The organism is Pseudomonas sp. GW-45, from assembly GCF_056896675.1.
This window is the reverse complement of the sequence record NZ_CM167674.1, coordinates 36931-56035: the sequence shown is the minus strand read 5'-3', so window position 1 is coordinate 56035 and position 19105 is coordinate 36931. Positions and strand designations below refer to the sequence as shown.

The window sequence follows — 19105 nt, the reverse complement described above, 5'->3', positions numbered from 1 at the left end:
TGGATACGACAAATAATTCAATCTCACTGCAACGTACAAGTCGCAGTGACAAAAACAAGTGCATTCTGCGCTGCAGACAGCGTAGAAGCAGGTGGAAAGATACCCGGAGAACATTATGGTTGGTGCAGCAGGGGCCATGAAACAGGCCATGGCCAAGGCAGAACCCGATGAGTACGTAAAGATCGAGCGCATCAGCAAGCGCTTTGATGAGTCATTGGCGGTTGATGACGTTAGCCTGACCATCAACAGAGGCGAGATTTTCGCGCTGTTGGGTGGCTCAGGCTCGGGTAAGTCCACGCTGCTGCGAATTCTCGCTGGCTTTGAGCGACCGACCGAGGGCCGCGTGCTACTCGACGGTCAGGACATCACCGACCTGCCGCCCTACGAGCGCCCGATCAACATGATGTTCCAGTCCTACGCGCTGTTCCCGCACATGACGGTAGAGCAAAACATCGCCTTCGGCCTCAAGCAGGACAAGATGAGCAAAGCCGAGGTCAATGATCGCGTACAAGAAATGCTCAAGCTGGTACACATGAGCGAATATGCACGCCGCAAGCCTGATCAACTATCTGGTGGCCAACGTCAGCGCGTTGCTCTCGCCCGCTCGCTGGCCAAGCGTCCCAAGGTGTTGCTGCTGGATGAGCCCATGGGCGCACTGGACAAAAAACTGCGCTCACAGATGCAATTGGAGCTAGTCGAGATCATCGAGCGTGTCGGCGTAACCTGCATCATGGTGACCCACGATCAGGAAGAGGCCATGACCATGGCCCAGCGCATCGCCATCATGCATCAAGGCTGGATCGCGCAAGTTGGCACCCCCATGGACATTTATGAAAGCCCGCTGAGCCGTCACGTGGCAGAGTTCATCGGTAGCGTGAACATTTTTGAAGGCGAAATATCCGTCGACGTGGAAGACCACGCGATCATTCAATGCCCGGTGCTTGATCATCCCATTTACGTTGGCCACGGAATTTCAACCCGCGCTCAAGACAAGAAAATAATCTACGCCCTGCGCCCTGAGAAGGTCTGGGTCTCGACTGAAAAACCCGATACCGAGTACAACTGGTCGCACGGCGAGGTACACGATATTGCCTACCTTGGCGGCCACTCTGTGTATTACATCAAACTCGACAGCGGCCTGATAGTGCAGGCCTTCATGGCCAACTCCGAGCGTCGTCTGCCGCGCCCGACCTGGGAAGACGAGGTCTATATCAGCTGGGAGGATGACAGCGGGGTGATATTGCACTCATGAAAACCCCATCGCTCTCACGCTTACTGCCGAGCGGACGCCTGTGGGTCATCAGCGTCCCTTATCTCTGGCTGCTGCTATTTTTCCTGCTGCCTTTCGCTATCGTCCTGAAGATCAGTTTTTCGCAGGCAGCGATTGCTATCCCACCGTACGACCCAATTTTTCAGTACGTTGAGCAGACGCTCAATGTGGTGCTTAATTTCGGCAACTACATTTTCCTCTCGCAGGACGGACTCTATCTGGCGGCCTATCTTGGCTCACTGCAGATTGCGTTCTTTTCGACCGTAATCTGTTTGCTAGTTGGGTACCCAATGGCCTACGCCATCGCCCGCGCGCCGAAGGAAAAACAACTGGTTTATCTGCTACTGGTAATGATGCCCACCTGGACTGCGATTCTGATCCGCGTGTATGCCTGGATGGGTATTCTCAGCAACAACGGCCTGCTCAACACTGCGTTGTTGTATATCGGTGTAATCAGCGAACCGCTGCAGATCCTCAACACCAATATTGCGGTCTACATAGGCGTGGTTTATGCCTATCTGCCGTTTATGATTTTGCCGCTGTACGCCAACCTGGTGAAGCATGACAACAGCCTGCTGGAAGCGGCTATGGACCTGGGTGCTGGAAAAGTCAGAGCATTCTGGAGCATTACCATTCCTCTATCAAAAAGCGGGATCATCGCTGGCTCTATGCTGGTTTTCATTCCGGTGGTGGGTGAGTTTGTCATTCCAGAGCTGTTAGGCGGCCCGGAAACGCTGATGATCGGCAAAGTGTTGTGGCAGGAGTTCTTCAACAACCGCGACTGGCCTGTGGCCTCCGCGCTGGCGATAGTAATGCTGGTGATCCTGATCGTGCCGTTGATCCTGTTCCACTATAACCAGGCCAAGGAAATGGAGAAAAAAGCATGAGCAAGCGCCCCGGTTTCTCCACCGTCATGCTCTGGTTAGGGCTGGCCTTCATCTACATACCGATGATCATTCTGGTGATCTACTCGTTCAACGCCTCGCGTCTGGTCACCGTGTGGGGCGGCTGGTCGCTGCACTGGTATGCCGGTTTGCTGGACAACACCCAGCTAATGAATGCGGTCAAACGCAGCCTGCAAATCGCCTTCTTCACGGCCTGTGCTGCGGTTTGCCTGGGCACCCTCGCTGCATTCGTGATGACCCGCATCAAACGCTTCCGTGGCCGCACCATGTTCTCTGGACTAGTGACCGCGCCTTTGGTCATGCCCGAGGTGATCACAGGTCTGTCTTTGCTGCTGCTGTTTGTAGCCATGGCGCAGATGATCGGCTGGCCGGCTGAGCGTGGCATGGTGACCATCTGGATAGCCCATGTAACCTTCTGCACATCCTACGTGGCAGTGGTGGTGAGTGGCCGCCTGAGCGAGCTGGACCAGTCCATCGAAGAAGCTGCAATGGATCTCGGTGCTCGGCCCTGGAAAACCTTCCTGCTGATCACCGTGCCAATGATTGCACCGTCTATTGCGGCGGGCTGGTTGCTGTCATTCACGTTGTCGCTGGATGACCTGGTACTCGCCAGTTTCGTTTCTGGCCCTGGGTCAACCACGCTGCCTATGGAAGTGTTTTCCTCAGTGCGGTTGGGCGTTAAGCCCGAGATCAATGCCATTGCCAGCGTCATCCTACTGGCGGTATCGATTTTCACTCTGATCGCCTGGTTTATCGCACGCAGCGCAGACAAGCGCCGTGGCAAGCCACCGGAAGACGATGAGAGTGTTAGTTGGCAATCGGTGATCGATAGCCGTCGTAACTAAATATACTGACAGCAGTACTGGAATGTTCGCCGGGGCGGCTCAGCCCCGGCAAATGCCGTCCCTCGCGCGTACTCCTCTGATTGCAATCCAACGCCTGACTCTGATTCCCGCTAGCCATTCACCGCAACGGCTTCGCCGCCCTCTCTGATTAGAAAAAACAGTTGGCATTTATCTGAAAGGTCTTTACTCTGCCTACAATGAATGAATATTCATTCATAAGTAAATCAGCAACCCACCACTGCCCTTAACGGCCGGGTGATGCGCTGTACAAATTGGCGATAGTGGTTAGAATGCGCGAATGAATACTCATTCAACCCCCGAGCAAGCAGCCCGCCCACGCATCAAGGATAAACGCCAAGCCATCTTGGACGCAGCCTTGAAAGTTTTTGCAAAAGGCGGTGTGAACGGCGTGCCCATGCCCGCCCTGGCCGAACAGGCACAGGTAGGTACTGGCACCATCTATCGCTACTTCAGCAGCAAGGAAGCTCTGGTCAACGAGCTGTTTCGTGAACAGAAACGAACAACCAGCACGCGGCTATATCGCGAGCTGGATCTGTCGCTACCGGCCAAAAGCCTGTTTGCCATCGTCTGGCAGCGCATGGCTGATTTCAGCCGCAGCGACCCCGATGCTTATATGTTCATGGAACTGCAGGATCACCGGCCTTACCTCGACGATGAAAGCAAAGCACTGGAGAAAAAAATCCTCAAGCCGATCGTCGAGCGCTACCGGCAACTTCAGCAAGAGGGGCTGTTTCGCAGCGATGTGCGCCCCGAAGTGCTAATGAGCATGGTATGGGGTGCCTTCGTGAATCTGATCAGAGCCGAACGTGACGGTCACCTGACCCTGCAGCAGAGCGACATAGACGCCGCTTTTAACGCTTGCTGGAGTATGTGTACCGGCTGATCGGATCCTTGCTGCCCACCCAAATAACAATAGGCAGGTATATGAACAAGGCAGCAAAATCCATCAGCGCGCTGGGCCTCGCCGCAGCGCTTAGCGGAGGCGTCATGGCCGGAGAAGTAGAAGACCAGTTTATGCAGATGATCGAGAGCGGCGATGCTTATTCGGCGGAGGCTCTCATGCCGCTGTTCAAGCAACTTGAACCCGTCGACCTCGACTTCATGCTGGGCACCTGGCATGGCGGAAAATTTGACGGCGGCTCGGAGCCCGACCCTCTGAATTGGTACGGTAAGCGCTTCAACAGCGTCAACGACGTAGAGCCCATCCTCTACCCAGGCCCGGACGGCACACTGCAAAACTACGACAAATTGGGCCGCGCGCAGATCCGCGAGATGGTCTTTGCCAATCAAGTTTCTGCGGCGTTGATCTACGACCAGCAACCGATCATCGATTACTTCCGCAAGGTTAATGATGACGTTGTCATAGGTCTCGGCGATATCAAGGGCAAGCCACTGGATTTTTTCTTTCACCTGACCCGCGACAAATAGCCAACCAGCGCCACTCCAGCGCTGCGCCACGCCGTAAATCGGGTTAGGATAGGGCATCGCCAACGCCGGCTCACGCCGGCGTTTTTTTGCCCTATCTGGAGAGCCCCCGTGTCCAAACTGGTCCCTGCCATCGATCCCGAAGGCTTGCTCGAATACTCTGTGGTCTTTACCGACCGCTCACTGAACCACATGTCACAGACATTCCAACAAGTGATGCGCGACGTTTCCACTACGCTCAAAGGCGTCTACAACGCCAATGCCGTTGCCGTCGTTCCCGGCGGTGGCACCTTCGGCATGGAAGCTGTGGCACGGCAGTTTGCGCAGGACAAAAAGTGCCTGGTTATCCGCAACGGCTGGTTCAGCTACCGTTGGAGTCAGATTTTCGAAATGGGTCGCATCCCGGCCAGCGAAACGGTGCTCAAGGCGAGCAAGTCCGACGCCAGTACTCAACCCGAGTTTGCCCCCGCAGCCATTGAAGATGTGATCGCCGAAATCCGCGCCAACAAGCCGGACCTGGTCTTCGCTCCCCACGTAGAAACCGCTGCCGGCATTATCCTGCCCGACGATTATCTGCGCGCCGTAGCCGATGCTGTTCACGAAGTAGGTGGTTTGTTCGTACTCGATTGCATCGCCTCCGGTACCGTCTGGGTCGATATGCAAGCGTGTGGCATCGACGTACTGATCAGCGCACCGCAAAAAGGTTGGAGCGCCTCACCGTGCAGCGCGCTGGTGTTGTTTAGCGAACGTGCCGAAGCCGTGCTGGAAACGACTACCAGCAGCAGCTTTGCCGCCGACCTGAAGAAGTGGCGCCAGATCATGCAGGCCTACGAAAACGGTGGCCACGCCTACCACGCCACCCTGCCAACCGACGCCCTCAAGGCGTTCCGCGACACCATGCTGGAAACCCGTGATTACGGCTTCGAGAAGGTCAAACAGGAACAGCTGGAACTGGGGCGCGCAGTACGCGAAATGATGCGCGAGAAAGGCTTCAAAAGTGTTGCCGCCGAGGGCTTTGGCGCACCCGGCGTGGTGGTCAGTTACACCACCGATGATGGCTTGCAAAACGGCAAGACGTTCGGTCAGCTCGGCCTGCAAACCGCCGCTGGCGTGCCGCTGATGTGCGATGAGCCAGAAGGCTTCAAAACCTTCCGCATCGGTCTGTTCGGCCTAGACAAGCTGCACAACATCGACCGCACTGTGCTAACCCTGCGTAAAGCGCTAGAAGCGCTGTAACTCGCAGGCAGCAGCCATAAAAAAGCCCGGCCATATGCCGGGTTTTTTATACGTCAAAACTGTAACTTCTCAGCGAATATCAGCCCTTGGGCTGTTGCGCCATAATCTCTTCCATCTTCAACCCCGTCAGGCCGTGGATGGTGCGCCAGAGGTAAAACAAGATTGCCATCATCATGATCATTGAGGGAATGGCGATCATTGGGTAGCTGACCAGCGTCATTTGCCCCAACTCTTCGTTGAAGGCTTCAGTACCGGCGGGGCTAACCACGATCCATTTAGCGACGATGTAGTTCATCACCGAGGAGAAGAAAAAGGTACCGGCCAGAAAGTAGGTCGCGCGCAGCAGGCGCTGATTAAACACCTCTACTTGCCCACGATCTTCCAGCCTTTCATGTACCCGCGCCACGTTGATAACCTTTTCGTTGTACAACAAAGTGCGAATCAATGGATAACGCGTGCGTGTGGATACCAGCACAGCGATACCAATGGCGCCTGGGACCGCCGCCTCTTTTATCGCCAACCATTGTGGGTCAAGCTTGAGCAAGCCAATGCCGCCGGTAAGCAACACGCTGACCACGCCCAGCAAGGCAATAAAGTTAAATTTACGGTACTGAACCAGCTCGAACAGGCCCCACCCCAACGGCAGTGCCAACGCGACAATCAGCGCCTTAGTGGCACCTAAATCGGCTTCACCACTGAACTTCATGAGAATGATGGAAGGAAGCAAGATGCTGACCAGCAGGTCAATCATCGGGCGAGGTTTGTGTTGCGGCGTGGCGGTATTCGCTTCAGTCATAGGGAAAGCGGCTATCTCGGCTGCGGAAAAAAACATCATACACCTGCCACCTGGTCGCTCACAGTCTGCGGCGACCGGATGGCGAGCACTATTAACCCAGAATTGAGTAAACCAGATAACCGGTATATCCAAAATAGGCGAGCATCAGCAGCATCCCCTCCGGACGGCTAACCTGACCCTCTCGGCCACGACGGCCAATGCCCATGGCAAGCAGCGCCAGCGTTAAAGCGAACATCACTACCCAGTCGCGCTGCAACACCACAGGATCCACCGCAAGCGGTGAGATACCGGCAGCAATACCGACAACCGCCAGGGTGTTAAACAGCCCGGAGCCAATCACGTTACCCAACGCCAGATCATGCTCGTTACGGCGAATCGCCGCTAGCGACGAGGCCAGCTCCGGCAGTGAGGTGCCAACTGCTACCACGGTCAGGCCGATGATCAGGTCACTAACGCCCATGCTTTCCGCGATGTAGACCGCACCCCAAACCAAGATGCGCGAACTGACAATCAGTAGCACCAGACCCAGCAGCAGCCAAAAGATCGCTTTGTTCAACGGCATCGCGTTGTTGGCTACTTCGCCCTCAAAATCCTCTGCCAAACTATCGCCACGTCCGCGCATACCTTGCACGATGGACCAACCCATGATCAGGAAGAACACCCCTAAAAGCACCCAGGCGTCCATGCGCGACAGCTGCCCATCAATCAACTGATAACCCACCAACAGCGTAATGGCGAGCAAGATCGGTAGCTCTTTGCGGATAACCTGTGAGTGCACCTTGATCGGGCTGATGACCGCGACCAAACCAATGATCAAGGCAATGTTGGTAATGTTAGAGCCGAACGCGTTACCCAGTGCCAAGCCCGGATTACCCTGGCCTGCGGCGAGCGCTGAAACCACCATCTCCGGTGCCGAGGTACCAAAGCCAATGATCAGCATACCGATCAGCAGCGGCGGCATGCCGGCGTGATTGGCGGTTGCCGATGCGCCGTCTACAAAGCGGTCTGCACTCCAGACCAACAGAACCAAACCCGCTATCACTGCCGCGATTGCCAACAACATCGTCCGTTACCCACCGTGGAGAAATGAAGGCGCCATTATCAGTGAAAGCGCCGCAGGGTAATAGAGGCCCCGCCACACAGGTTTTACAAAAGAATTCAGTTAGACGTAAAAACGGGCGGCCAAGGCCACCCGTTTTTATTTAGGCGCTGGCAGCGCTCGCCTGCCGTTGCTTTTCTTCTTCGTAGAGCTCTTTCTTCGAGAGCTTACCCACTGGCGTTTTGGGTAGCTCCGGACGAATGTCCATACTCTGCAACCGCTCATGCTTGCCGAGGCGACTGGAAAGAAACTCCTGCAGCGTCTCAAAGGTGAACACTTCAGCGCCAACCTTGAGTTTAATAAAGGCCTTAGGGGCCTGCCCTCGATAGGCATCGGCTACACCGATTACAGATACTTCTTCTACGCCCGGAAACTCATAAATCGCTTCTTCAATAGTGCGCGGATAAACGTTATAGCCGCTGCACAAAATCATATCTTTGGTGCGATCAACGATATAAACAAACCCATCGGCGTCCATGTAGCCAATGTCACCAGTGCGCAGGAAGCCTTCGCTGGTCATTGCTTCGGCGGTGGCATCCGGACGGCGCCAGTACCCAGCTGTAATATTCGGCCCTTTGATGCAAACCTCGCCTTTCTCACCCACCGGCACTTCGGTTTCGCCACCATCGAGCGGAAGAATGCGGATGTACGAGCCGGGTACCGGGATGCCGCAGGAGCCGGGGCGCGGAGTGGTGTCCCTGGGAGTAAAGGTGCCGGTGGTAGTCGTTTCGGTCATACCCCAGCCTTCACGCAGGGTACAGCCGGAACGGTTGAAATACTGCTGTTGCACCTCAACCGGCAAGGGCGCACCACCGGAGTTAGACATTTTCAGTGACGACAGGTCGTAATCCGCCGTACTCGGGTGACTGAGCAGGCCAATGAACATGGTCGGCACGCCGGGGAAGGTGGTAATGCGGCTCTCGCTGATTTCCTTGAGCACCGTCATCACATCAAACCGCGGGTGCAGATAGAGTTCAGCAGCCGCGCGCAGGCCAAAAATCATGTTGACCATCAGCGCGTAAATATGAAACGGCGGCAACACCGCCAGCACGCGCTCCTGCCCCGGCTCGACGGCAGCGCTCAACACCTCGCGCAGCTGAGCACAGGACGCGGTTATGTTGCCGTGGGTCAGCATGGCGCCCTTGGGTACACCCGTGGTGCCACCTGTGTACTGCAGCACCGCCAGGCAATTGTTCGGCTCTTCGATAGGGTAAGGCTGATAATCTCCCTGGTTGTCCAACAATTGCGCAAAGCTGCTGCAATCGGCATCCAGTTGCGGCGCCGCTTGAGGCCCTAGTAAATCGCGTTGTTCAGAGGTAAAAGTGGTGCAGAACTCGGTCAGTTCGCCCACCACAAGATGGCGCAGACGCGTCGACTCCATCAAGGTTGCCATGCGTGGATAGAAAGCCTGAAGACCTAGGGTGACCATGATATCGGTCTCACTGTCTTCAATTTTGTGCGCCAGCGTGCGCTCGGCGTCGAGCGGAGAGTAATTGACCACCGTGCCACCTGCGCGCAACACGCCTAAAAAGCTAATGAAGTAGTGCGGGCAATTGGGCAGATAAAGCCCCACGTGCACGCCAGGCTTCACGCCCAGCTGCTGAAAGCCGCGTGCGGCCTGCGCTACCTTGTGGCTCAGCTCACGGTAACTCATCTTGTTGCCGAAAAAGTCGATTGCCGAGTTGTCGGGAAACTCAGCCACAGCGGCATCAAGCAATGAGGGGATAGGTTGCGGGTCAAAGGGCAGATCCCAGCGAGCGCTTTCAGGGTAAGACGGTATCCAGCGAGGTGCGGTAGCCACAGACATTGCCTCCAAATGGGGGGTTCGGCCCTCACACCGACGCACGGCATTGGGCAGTTTTATTTTGGCCTACGGTAGACCCACCAACCGATTTGGAGAACTCATATCCATTGCAGATATGTCACTCCATAGGTGTCACATCTGCCCGTCGTCAGCACAACCGGGGCATGACATCACGAAGGGCACGCAGAGCACTTGCCCGATACCGGGGCAACACGCTATACAGAGCAGTCAAAATAATAGCCGCCCGATTCGGAATTTCCATGCGTAAACGCCTTGTACCGATCCTGATTGTTGCCGTCGGGATCGTCATCTTCATCTTGCTACGCCTAACCCGCGATGAACCCGCCGCTGTTAACTCACTGGAGCGCAGCTGGCGGGTCGCTACTGAAGTTATTCAGCCCGATGCTTTTGCCCCGCGCCTAACCCTTTATGGCGTGCTTGAATCGCCCCTGCTGTTTACCGTGGTAGCCCCTATGGCTGGGCGTGTGGCCGAGCTACCAGCACAGGATGGCGAACAGATAAAACAAGGTCAGCTTTTGATGGCCTTGGACGAAGCCGACATCAAACCTCGTGTTGATCAGGCGAGGGCTGACCTGGAAGACGCCAAGGCACAGCTGCAGAGCGAAAAGGTAGCGCACCAGAATGACCTCCAGGCGCTTACGCTGGAGCGCCGCATTCAAGCCAACGCACAAAAAAATCTTGAGCGTACCGAGCAACTGATTACCCGCGGCGTGCTGCCCTCGGCAGAGCTGGAAAACAGCAAAGACGCGCTTGATCGCTCCGCGTTGACAGTGGCCAACCGTCAACGCAGCATCAACAGTTATCCGTCCGGCCTGCAAGCAGTAGAGGCGCGAGTTGCGCGTGCTCAGGCCACCTTCGACAGCACCCAACGCGATGCCGAACGCAGTCGCTTCCTGGCCCCCTTTGATGGCGTGGTGGGCAATGTGCAGGCGGCGGTAGGCGATCAGGTGAATGCCAACGCTGCCTTGCTTGAATTCTATCCACTACAAGGCATGGAGCTGCGGGCGGTAGTCCCGCAGGTGCACAGCCAGAGCTTTACTCAGGCGTTGCAGAGCGGCAGCCAGCTGCAAGCACATAGTCTCGACATCGAACCGCCGATCAGCATGACCCTAAAACGTATCGCCGGTCAGGCCGATGCGCGTGGCGTCGAAGCACTCTTCAGCATTGATCAGCCACAGCCGGGTCTGCGGTTGGGCAACCTGCTGGCAATCAGCGTTGCGCGACCAGTACGCAGCGATAGCGTGGCCCTGCCTTACAGCGCGCTCTACGGCAACGACACTTTGTATCAGGTGCTCGATGGCCGCTTGCAACGAATTGAGGTGCAGCGCGTTGGTGAAATCCTCACCGAGCAAGGCGACCGACGCGTCCTGGTGCGCTCCTCGCAGCTGCAAGCCAACATGGAAATCGTCATCACTCACCTACCCAATGCCGTGCAGGGCTTGAAAGTCGAAACCGGCGCAGCGGCTCCCAGCAACGATGACGCGACCGGGCCACGTCCATGAGCGACAACAGCCCACTGGCCTTTTTTGTTCGCCACAAAGTCGCTGCCAACCTGCTGATGCTGGTCATGTTGATGGGCGGTGCGCTAGGCCTGAGCCGGATGAATATCCAGTTCTTCCCCACCTTCGCGCTCGACTTCGTAACTGTTCGGGTGATCTGGAACGGCGCGGCCGCTGAAGACATTGAGCAGGCCATCACCATCCCCCTGGAGCAACGTTTACGCAGCATCCAGAACCTGAAAAACATGACTTCAACTTCCGCTCAGGGGGTATCCAGCATTACCCTTGAGTTCCGAGAAGGCACCGATCCGGTCATTGCGCTGGACGATGCGCGTCAGCAAGTAGACGAGTTTCGCAATTTGCCCGCTGACGCGGAAAAGCCTGAAGTAGTCAGAATCGCGCGCTACGACCCTATTGCCAAACTCTTGCTCTATGGCCCCTACGCACCGCATGAATTGCGCATCATTGCTAACCGGTTGGAGGATGACCTCCTAACCAACGGCATTGATCGTATTGAGATTGCCGGTTTGCCCGAGCAGCAAATCAGCATTGAAATCCCCAATACCACGCTGCAGCAGCTAGGGCTCTCGCTGGATCAAATCGCTGACCGGGTTAATGCCGAGTCCCGTGATTTGCCGGCTGGCCAGGCCGGCGAGCAAGACTCCGCGCGTGAGCTACGCGCCATAGAGCAGCGACGCGACGCCGAAGAGTTTGCCAATATCCCGCTACAGCCCAACGGCACCAGCCATTTACGCCTGGGCGACATCGCGGAGATCCGCCAGGAGCCGCGCCGCAATCAAGTGCTGTTGCGTTACAAGGGCCAGCCAGCAGTGGAGCTGGCGTTGCAGCGCGCCGAAGACGGCGACTCACTGGAAGCGGCTCAAGCGCTCAACACCTGGTTAGAGCGCGTGCAACCCAGTTTGCCGCCAGAGTTAAAGATCCACGTTTACGACCAGTCATGGCAGCTGATTAACGACCGCATAAGCCTGCTGGTCAATAACGGCCTAAGCGGCTTGGTGCTGGTCATGGTGTTGCTCTACCTGTTCCTGCCAGCGCGGGTGGCGCTTTGGGTTGCGATTGGCATTCCAACTGCTTTTCTCGCTGCCATGGCGGTATTTTGGGTCATTGGTGGCTCGATCAACATGATCTCGTTATTCGCGCTGATCATGGCCCTTGGGGTGATCGTCGACGATGCGATTGTGGTAGGCGAGGACGCTGACGCCCACTTCCGCGGTGGCGAGCAGCCACAGCGCGCCTCTGAGGGTGCCGCCAAGCGCATGTTCTGGCCTGTCGTCGCGTCCTCACTGACTACCATCGCCGCTTTTATGCCGCTGCTGATGGTCGGTGGTATTTTCGGCAATATTCTTGGCGATATTCCTATCGTCATGATCTGTGTACTCATCGCCTCCTTACTGGAATGTTTTGTGGTGCTGCCGCATCACCTGCGCTCAGCCTTCAGGCCTACCACTCAGAAAGCCCCCGGCACTTCTCGGACGTCGAAGCTAGTGGGCCGCGTAGATGCAATGCGCCAGCGCTTCGACCAGGGCTTCAATCACTTCCGCGATGGCCGCTTTCGCCGTTTCTCCAGTTTGGCAATACGCTATCGTGGGGCCACCCTGGCCTGCGCCTTGGTCACCGTAATTGTTACGATGGGATTGATGAGCAGCGGCCGTATCGGCTTCAGCTTTTTCCCCACGCCAGAACCTCAAATGCTGCAGGCCAACGTCAGCTTCGTCGCCGGGACGCCACGCGACACCATGATCAGGTTCATGCGCCACCTGGAGCAGACGCTAGCCGACACCGAAGTCGATCTAGGTGGCGACCTGATTCTCACTGCTGTTACCCGCGAAGGGCAGGTGATCAGTGAGAACGCCGGCAGCCGGCAGGGCGATAACCTGGGCGCGGTACTGATTGAAATGGTTTCACCCGATCACCGCGACGTACGCAACAAGGCTTTTATTCGCGCCTGGCGTGAACGCATTCAACTGGTTCCTGGCATCGACCAGTTAAACATCACCGAGCAGGTGGGTGGCCCGCCCGGCAAAGATGTTGATGTTCGCCTGACGGGTAGCGACCCTCAACAGCTCAAGTCCGCAGCAGAAGCATTATCGGTGATGATTGGCTCAATCGAGGGCGTCCTCAGTACCGAAGATGATATGTCATGGGGCCGCGAGCAGTTGGTCTATAGCCTTACGCCCTATGGTCAATCCTTGGGCCTGAGCATCCAGAGTGTCGGCCGCCAGCTACGCGCCGCCTACGACGGTCGTCTCGCGCAGATTTATCAGGAAGATCAGGACGAGGTTGAGGTGCGCGTGCAGCTGCCACGCATTGAGCGAGAAAGCCTGTCCAGCCTGAGTGAGCTGAGTATTCGGCTCGACGACGGGCGCTTCGTCCCTCTTGGGCAAGTGGTCCAGTTTGGCAATAACCAGGGTTTCCAGTCATTGCGCCACGCCGATGGCATGCTGGCAACCGATGTGACGGCGGATATCGACTCCAGCCAGACCACGGCCGGACAGGTGCTGGCGAGTATCGCCCGCGAGCTGCCGGAACTGGCCAGCCAATACAACGTGCGCTACAGCTTCGAAGGCCGCTCGGTCGACCAACAGGAAACTCTGGCCGATATGCGTACCGGTTTAATCATAGGCCTGCTGTTGATGTATACGGTGCTGGTCTGGGTGTTCTCCTCGTGGAGCACTCCACTGATCGTGATGTCGGTGATCCCGCTGGCCTTGGTCGGGGCCGTCTTGGGCCATTGGGTGATGGGACTCAACCTGACCATACTGTCGCTGTTCGGGCTGTTCGGGCTGTCGGGCATCGTAGTCAACAACTCGATCATTCTGGTCAGTTTTTACCAGGATCAGCGTCGTCTAGGGTTGGCGGTTAATGAAGCGTTGAACGAAGCAGTGGTACAGCGTTTGCGCGCCGTACTGCTGACCTCGCTGACGACCATCGGCGGCCTGCTACCATTGTTGTTCGAGACCTCCCTGCAGGCACAGTTCTTGATCCCGATGGCCACCTCCATAGCGTTCGGCCTGGGCTTCTCTACCCTACTGGTGCTTATGGTGGTGCCGGCGCTGCTGTCGTTGCTGGAGGGGTGGAAGGAGCGGCGCGCCGAGCGACAGACCGAAGCTCCTGCGAGCTGATAACCCGCAACGTAAAACGGCTCCCTAGGGAGCCGTTTTACTAATTTGCAGCGTGTAGCTTACTGCTTCACTGATTCCAGTGTCTTGGTGATAGCCGCCACTGCCGAGCCAATGTTGCTCAGCTCCGCTGGCAGAATCATGGTGTTGTTGGTTTTCGCCAACTTGCCAAACTCTTTCACGTACTGCTCAGCAACACGCAGCGATACTGCTGCCTGGCCGCCTTCGGTGTTGATCGCTTCGGCTACGCGGCGCAGACCTTCCGCTGTTGCAGTGGCAATCAGCTCGATCTCGCGAGCCTTACCTTCGGCCTCATTGATTTGGCGTAACTTATCAGCTTCAGACAGGTTAATAGTTTCCTGCTTCTGGCCTTCAGACACGTTGATTTTGGCCTCACGCTCACCTTCAGACTGGGCTACGACCGCACGACGTTCCCGCTCGGCACGCATCTGTTTTTCCAGTGCATCGAGAATGGTCGCGGGCAGTTCGATGTCGGCAATCTCGTAACGCAGCACTTTCACGCCCCACGGCTGAGCGGCTTCATCAAGTGCTTTCACGACTTGCACGTTGATGGTTTCACGCTCTTCAAAGGTCTTGTCCAAATCAATCTTACCCACCACCGAACGCAGGGTGGTCTGCGCCAGCTGCATGGACGCATAGCGATAATCGTTGATGCCGTAACTGGCCAGCTTGGGGTCAACCACCTGCAGGTAGAGCACGCCATCAACTACCACTTGGATATTGTCGCGGGTTACACAGGCCTGGCTGGGTACATCGATCGCTTCTTCCTTCAAGGTATGCTTGTAAGACACTCGATCTACAAAAGGAATCAGCAGGTGGAAACCCGCTTCCAGGGTTTTAGCGTACTTACCCAGTCGCTCGACGATAAAAGCCGAACGCTGCGGTACGATGCGCGCCGTCTTGGCCAGTGCAACGATGACCAGAACAAGAAACGCGAGGGAGAGAATAGTGGCAATTTCCATGCTTGAAGCTCCGTGGGTGATTTAAGACTTTTCAGGTCGCTGTGCGCGGACCTGCAATACAATCCCGCTGTGACTCAGTACCCATGCCGTGTCTCCGGCCTTGAGCGGTTCATTCGATTCTGCATCCCACTTGGCGCCGTTAAGCTGCACATGTCCGAATCCATCGCTGAAATCGGTTAGCACTGCCACTCTGGCGCCCAGCAGCCCGGCATCGTCCTGATCGCGTGCCGCTAGATCAGCCTCGTTGCCGCGTAACCAGCGATAAAAGTGCCGCCGCAAATACCAGAGCGCCACGACACTGATCAACGCAAACAAGACCAACTGATAGGGCAAGCTATCGATCACGCCAAATAAAGTCAGCAGACCCACTGCCAGCGCACCAATACCAAAGAACACCGCAACCATGGCGGGAATAAAAAACTCTGACAGCAGCAGGGCCAAACCCAGCAGCAACCAAAATGCGTAACTCGTCAAATATCCAGTCAACATAGCCTTCCCTGCGTGCAGGGCCTCCTGTGCAGCGGCCAGACCGGAGAGTACCAGATTGCCTCGACAAATGCGTCGCCGGCTCGGCAACCCGCGTATGCAACCTGTCAGCACCAGCCAGCTTTGTTAAGCTAGTTACAAATAACAGGGAGCTACCCATGTCTTTACGTCTTCTTCAGCTGTGCCTCTTTTTATTGCTGGGCTGCGGCGCCAGTCTCAGTCAGGCGAAAACCCTGCAGGTCGGCATTACCGAAGTGCCGCCCTTTGTTATTCAAACCGAACAAGGTGAATGGGAAGGCATCAGTATCGATCTTTGGCGCGCCATAGCGCGCGAACAGCAGCTCGACTATGAGTGGGTTCCATTGTCATTTTCCGACCTGCTCAGCCAGGTAGAGAGCGGCAAAATAGACGTCGCCGTGGGCGCACTGACCATGACCGCTGACCGCGAAGCGGCTTTTGACTTCAGCCACCCTTTTTATCAGACGGGACTCTCCATCGGCGTACCGCGAACGCCGAAGCACGGTATATTGCAGAGCCTCAAAGCGCTGTTTAGCTGGGAGTTTCTTAGCGTGATTGTCGCGCTGGGGTTGCTGTTGTTCGCCGTTGGCGTTTTGCTGTGGGTCTGTGAGCGCCGTGCCAACCCTGAGCAGTTTGGCGGCAAAGCTAGCGAAGGAATAGGCGCCAGCTTCTGGTGGGCTGCGGTGACTATGACCACCGTTGGCTACGGCGACAAAGCGCCTGTCACACTGGCTGGCCGACTGGTCGCGCTGGTGTGGATGTTTGCCGGTTTGATCATGGTCGCCAGTTTCACGGCCGCCATTACCACCTCGCTCACGGTCAGTAACCTGCAGTACCAGATTGGCGGCCCTCAGGATCTGCCCGGCAGCACTGTCGCCACCATCGCCAATACAGCCAGTGCTCGCTATCTGGAAGACAACCATGTGATACGTCGCGAGTACCCCAGCCTAACTGAGGCGATGCAGTCAGTCATCGATGGCAGGACCGACGCCGTGGTATATGACCGGCCGCTCATGCAGTTCCGCAACCAACAGCTTGGCGACAAGCGACTGGACTTGGTGCCCGCCGTTTTCGAGCAGCAACTTTATGCGCTGGCGTTGCCCGCCGGCAGCAAATTACGTGAATCTCTAAGCGAGGAAGTCCTGCGGATTACCGAGTCTGAAGAGTGGCGCGCGATAAAAGCCAGTTATCTTGAAGAAAACGAGTAACCGCTGAATTGGCCGGGAAAGCAGGCTTTCCCGGCAACCAAAACACTACAATCATGCCCGCCGCAGCAAAGAATGAATTGCAGTTCATCTGATTTTTACGGTGAATGATCGCGATCCAGAGCCAATGACCCACCAGTCACAATTGACTGAATGTAACTGCGTCACAAAGTCCGCGGCGACAGCTTCATAAGCCCCTAGCTGCTGACTATTCTCTGTCACCTCAGGCAAAGACCTGAATGTCTCAAGACGATACAAACAAAAACAAGCACAAGGAGTTTCGTCATGTCGAACAAGACCCGGCTGAGTATTGCCTGCGGCCTTATCGCCGCACTGGGCGTTAGCACTCAAGCCCAAGCTTTCTGGTTCAGCTCTTCGCAATACACCAAGACCAAATACCCCATCGTATTAGCCCACGGCATGCTCGGTTTCGATAGCCTGCTGGGCATCGATTACTGGTATGGCATTCCCGCCGCGTTACGCAAAGACGGCGCCACCGTCTACACCACCGAAGTCAGCCAACTCGATACCTCCGAAGCCCGCGGCGAGCAATTGCTTGAGCAAGTTGAAGACATTGTCGCCATCAGCGGCAAGCAGAAGGTCAATCTGGTCGGCCACAGCCATGGCGGCCCTACCGCGCGTTACGTCGCCTCGGTCCGACCTGACCTGGTAGCTTCCGTCACCAGCGTCGGTGCGCCGCACAAAGGTTCCGCTACCGCCGACTTCCTTCGTGAGATCCCCGAAGGTTCAGCCGGTGAAGCCGTTGTCGCGGGGCTGGTCAACGCCTTGGGTGCCTTTATCAATCTGGTGTCCGGCAGCAGCTCCATGACACCGCAAAACGCACTCGGCTCGCTGGAATCACTGAATTCGACTGGCGCGGCAGCCTTTAATGCACGCTTCCCGGAAGGCATTCCAACCAGCGCTTGCGGCGAGGGGGCCTATAAGGTCAATGGCGTGCGTTATTACTCCTGGGGCGGCACTAGCCCGCTGACTAACCCGCTGGACGTCTCCGATCTAATCACCGGTGCAGGCTCATTGACCTTCAATGGCCAGCCCAACGATGGCTTGGTAGGTCGCTGCAGTTCCCATATGGGCATGGTCATTCGTGATAACTATCGAATGAACCACCTAGATGAGGTCAACCAGTTCCTCGGCCTCACCAGCCTGTTCGAGACCGATCCCGTCACCGTATACCGCCAACAAGCCAACCGCTTGAAAAACGCCGGCTTGTAAGGCACTCCGCGCGGCCGCTTTTTCTCGGCAGCCGCGCGGCAACACTTTTACTGTAGTCAGAGCTCGCCTATGAAATTGCTTGTTTATTTGCCCTTGCTTGCAGGCGCCATGCTGCTGGGCTGGCAACTATTACCCAACACACCGGATGACGCCGATGCACGAGGCATGGTCGCGACTAACTCCGCCCCATCAGTCACTGCGACGCTGCCGGCAAACTTACAGCGAAGCAACAGCAATACCGCCCCTGTGGCAATGCCAGAATCGTTGCGGGGCACCGAGGTCGATGGCCAACTGCAGGTCGATGCTGATGGCAACCTGTTGATCACTGATCAGCTGCGCAATTTGTTTGACTATTACCTCAGCGCCAATGGCGAAGTAACGCCAGAACAAACCCAAACACGCATACGCCAGCAACTAACCAGCAAACTGGATGAGCCTGCACGTGGCCAGGCATTGGCCATTTTCGAGCATTATTTGAGTTACCTTCAGGCGGTCGCCAAGCTGGAGCAAGACTTCCCGGTACTGGATGACCTGGACGCCCTATGGGCACGAGAAGAAGCCGTGCAGCGCCTACGCGCCAGCCTGTTCAGTGCGCAGGTGCATCAAGCTTTTTTTGCTGGTGAAGAGGTCTATAACCGCTTCACCCTTGAGCGCCTGGCAATCAACCGCAACCCTGATCTTGATCCGGCACAGCGCGCTGCGGATATAGAAGCTTTACGGGAAAACCTCCCCGCAGAAATGCAGGGTTTGTTGGTGCCGCAACTCCATCAAGATCTGCGCCGCGAAACCCTGGCCCTGAATGAGCAAAATGCTGCGCCCGAGCAGATCCGCGACCTAAGGCTCAACCTGGTTGGCCCCGAAGCGACCGCACGACTGGAAGCGCTAGACCAGCAACGCGCCGATTGGCAGCAACGCGTCAGCGAGTTCAGCCGTGAGCGCGAAAGCATCTTGCAACAGCCTGGGGTCGCTCCGCAGGACAAACAAGCCGCCATTGACGCGTTGCTACAAGAGCGCTTCGCACCCAACGAACAACTGCGTATTGCTAGCCAGAATAAGCGCTAGATAGTCCATTTGACCTGAGGGCCTTAACAGCTGCCATACTGAGAACTTAAAACCCCG

General features: G+C 56.5%; 16 protein-coding genes. 11 read left to right on the top strand and 5 right to left on the bottom strand.

Annotated features, from left to right (window positions below; genetic code table 11):
• Positions 1-115: 115 nt before the first annotated feature.
• From potA to AC1XYH_RS00200, 6 genes are all read left to right on the top strand, one after another.
• Positions 116-1252, top strand: a complete 1137-nt coding sequence (gene potA, locus AC1XYH_RS00225; RefSeq protein WP_483324676.1) for a polyamine ABC transporter ATP-binding protein — start codon at positions 116-118, stop codon at positions 1250-1252.
• A gap of 23 nt (positions 1253-1275) precedes the next feature.
• On the top strand, positions 1276-2157 hold the full coding sequence (locus tag AC1XYH_RS00220; RefSeq protein WP_483326423.1) for an ABC transporter permease subunit: 882 nt from the start codon (positions 1276-1278) through the stop codon (positions 2155-2157).
• Positions 2154-3020, top strand: a complete 867-nt coding sequence (locus tag AC1XYH_RS00215; protein ID WP_483324675.1) for an ABC transporter permease subunit — start codon at positions 2154-2156, stop codon at positions 3018-3020. Before AC1XYH_RS00220 ends, AC1XYH_RS00215 begins: the two co-directional genes overlap by 4 nt.
• Positions 3021-3318: 298 nt before the next feature.
• Entirely contained in the window at positions 3319-3924 is a 606-nt protein-coding gene (locus AC1XYH_RS00210) for a TetR/AcrR family transcriptional regulator (RefSeq protein WP_483324674.1), read from the top strand.
• A gap of 41 nt (positions 3925-3965) precedes the next feature.
• Positions 3966-4469, top strand: coding sequence for a DUF4334 domain-containing protein (locus tag AC1XYH_RS00205; protein ID WP_483324673.1), 504 nt, complete (start codon positions 3966-3968; stop codon positions 4467-4469).
• Positions 4470-4577: 108 nt separating this feature from the next.
• Complete coding sequence (locus AC1XYH_RS00200) at positions 4578-5702, top strand: aminotransferase class V-fold PLP-dependent enzyme (protein WP_483324672.1); 1125 nt, start codon at positions 4578-4580, stop codon at positions 5700-5702.
• A 79-nt stretch (positions 5703-5781) separates the two neighbouring features.
• Here the strand turns inward: AC1XYH_RS00200 and AC1XYH_RS00195 are convergent, their stop codons facing one another.
• The 3 genes from AC1XYH_RS00195 to AC1XYH_RS00185 all read right to left on the bottom strand — a co-directional run bounded on the left by AC1XYH_RS00195 (position 5782) and on the right by AC1XYH_RS00185 (position 9398).
• A complete protein-coding gene (locus AC1XYH_RS00195) occupies positions 5782-6498 on the bottom strand; it encodes a VC0807 family protein (protein ID WP_483326422.1) in 717 nt (238 codons plus the stop codon).
• Between the two features lie 91 nt (positions 6499-6589).
• Positions 6590-7561, bottom strand: coding sequence for a calcium/sodium antiporter (locus tag AC1XYH_RS00190; protein WP_483324671.1), 972 nt, complete (start codon positions 7559-7561; stop codon positions 6590-6592).
• 139 nt (positions 7562-7700) lie between these two features.
• Entirely contained in the window at positions 7701-9398 is a 1698-nt protein-coding gene (locus AC1XYH_RS00185; RefSeq protein ID WP_483324670.1) for an AMP-binding protein, read from the bottom strand.
• Positions 9399-9661: 263 nt separating this feature from the next.
• Between AC1XYH_RS00185 and AC1XYH_RS00180 the strand changes: the two genes are divergently transcribed.
• Together AC1XYH_RS00180 and AC1XYH_RS00175 are read left to right on the top strand one after the other, a co-directional pair.
• On the top strand, positions 9662-10924 hold the full coding sequence (locus AC1XYH_RS00180) for an efflux RND transporter periplasmic adaptor subunit (protein WP_483324669.1): 1263 nt from the start codon (positions 9662-9664) through the stop codon (positions 10922-10924).
• The gene (locus AC1XYH_RS00175) at positions 10921-14064 is read left to right on the top strand and encodes an efflux RND transporter permease subunit (protein ID WP_483324668.1); all 3144 of its coding nucleotides are present in this window, start codon (positions 10921-10923) and stop codon (positions 14062-14064) included. Before AC1XYH_RS00180 ends, AC1XYH_RS00175 begins: the two co-directional genes overlap by 4 nt.
• A gap of 59 nt (positions 14065-14123) precedes the next feature.
• Here AC1XYH_RS00175 and AC1XYH_RS00170 read toward each other — a convergent pair whose 3' ends face one another.
• Both AC1XYH_RS00170 and AC1XYH_RS00165 read right to left on the bottom strand, forming a co-directional pair.
• Positions 14124-15044 carry an SPFH domain-containing protein gene (locus tag AC1XYH_RS00170; protein ID WP_483324667.1) on the bottom strand — a complete coding sequence of 307 codons (921 nt, stop codon included), beginning with the start codon at positions 15042-15044 and terminating at the stop codon, positions 14124-14126.
• Between the two features lie 21 nt (positions 15045-15065).
• Entirely contained in the window at positions 15066-15533 is a 468-nt protein-coding gene (locus AC1XYH_RS00165) for an NfeD family protein (RefSeq protein WP_483324666.1), read from the bottom strand.
• Positions 15534-15688: 155 nt separating this feature from the next.
• On the opposite strand from AC1XYH_RS00165, the gene AC1XYH_RS00160 reads away from it, so the two are divergent.
• From AC1XYH_RS00160 to AC1XYH_RS00150, 3 genes are all read left to right on the top strand, one after another.
• Positions 15689-16756 carry a transporter substrate-binding domain-containing protein gene (locus AC1XYH_RS00160; RefSeq protein WP_483324665.1) on the top strand — a complete coding sequence of 356 codons (1068 nt, stop codon included), beginning with the start codon at positions 15689-15691 and terminating at the stop codon, positions 16754-16756.
• Between the two features lie 282 nt (positions 16757-17038).
• The gene (locus AC1XYH_RS00155) at positions 17039-17986 is read left to right on the top strand and encodes an alpha/beta fold hydrolase (protein ID WP_483324664.1); all 948 of its coding nucleotides are present in this window, start codon (positions 17039-17041) and stop codon (positions 17984-17986) included.
• 69 nt (positions 17987-18055) lie between these two features.
• A complete protein-coding gene (locus tag AC1XYH_RS00150) occupies positions 18056-19048 on the top strand; it encodes a lipase secretion chaperone (protein ID WP_483324663.1) in 993 nt (330 codons plus the stop codon).
• Positions 19049-19105: the final 57 nt, after the last annotated feature.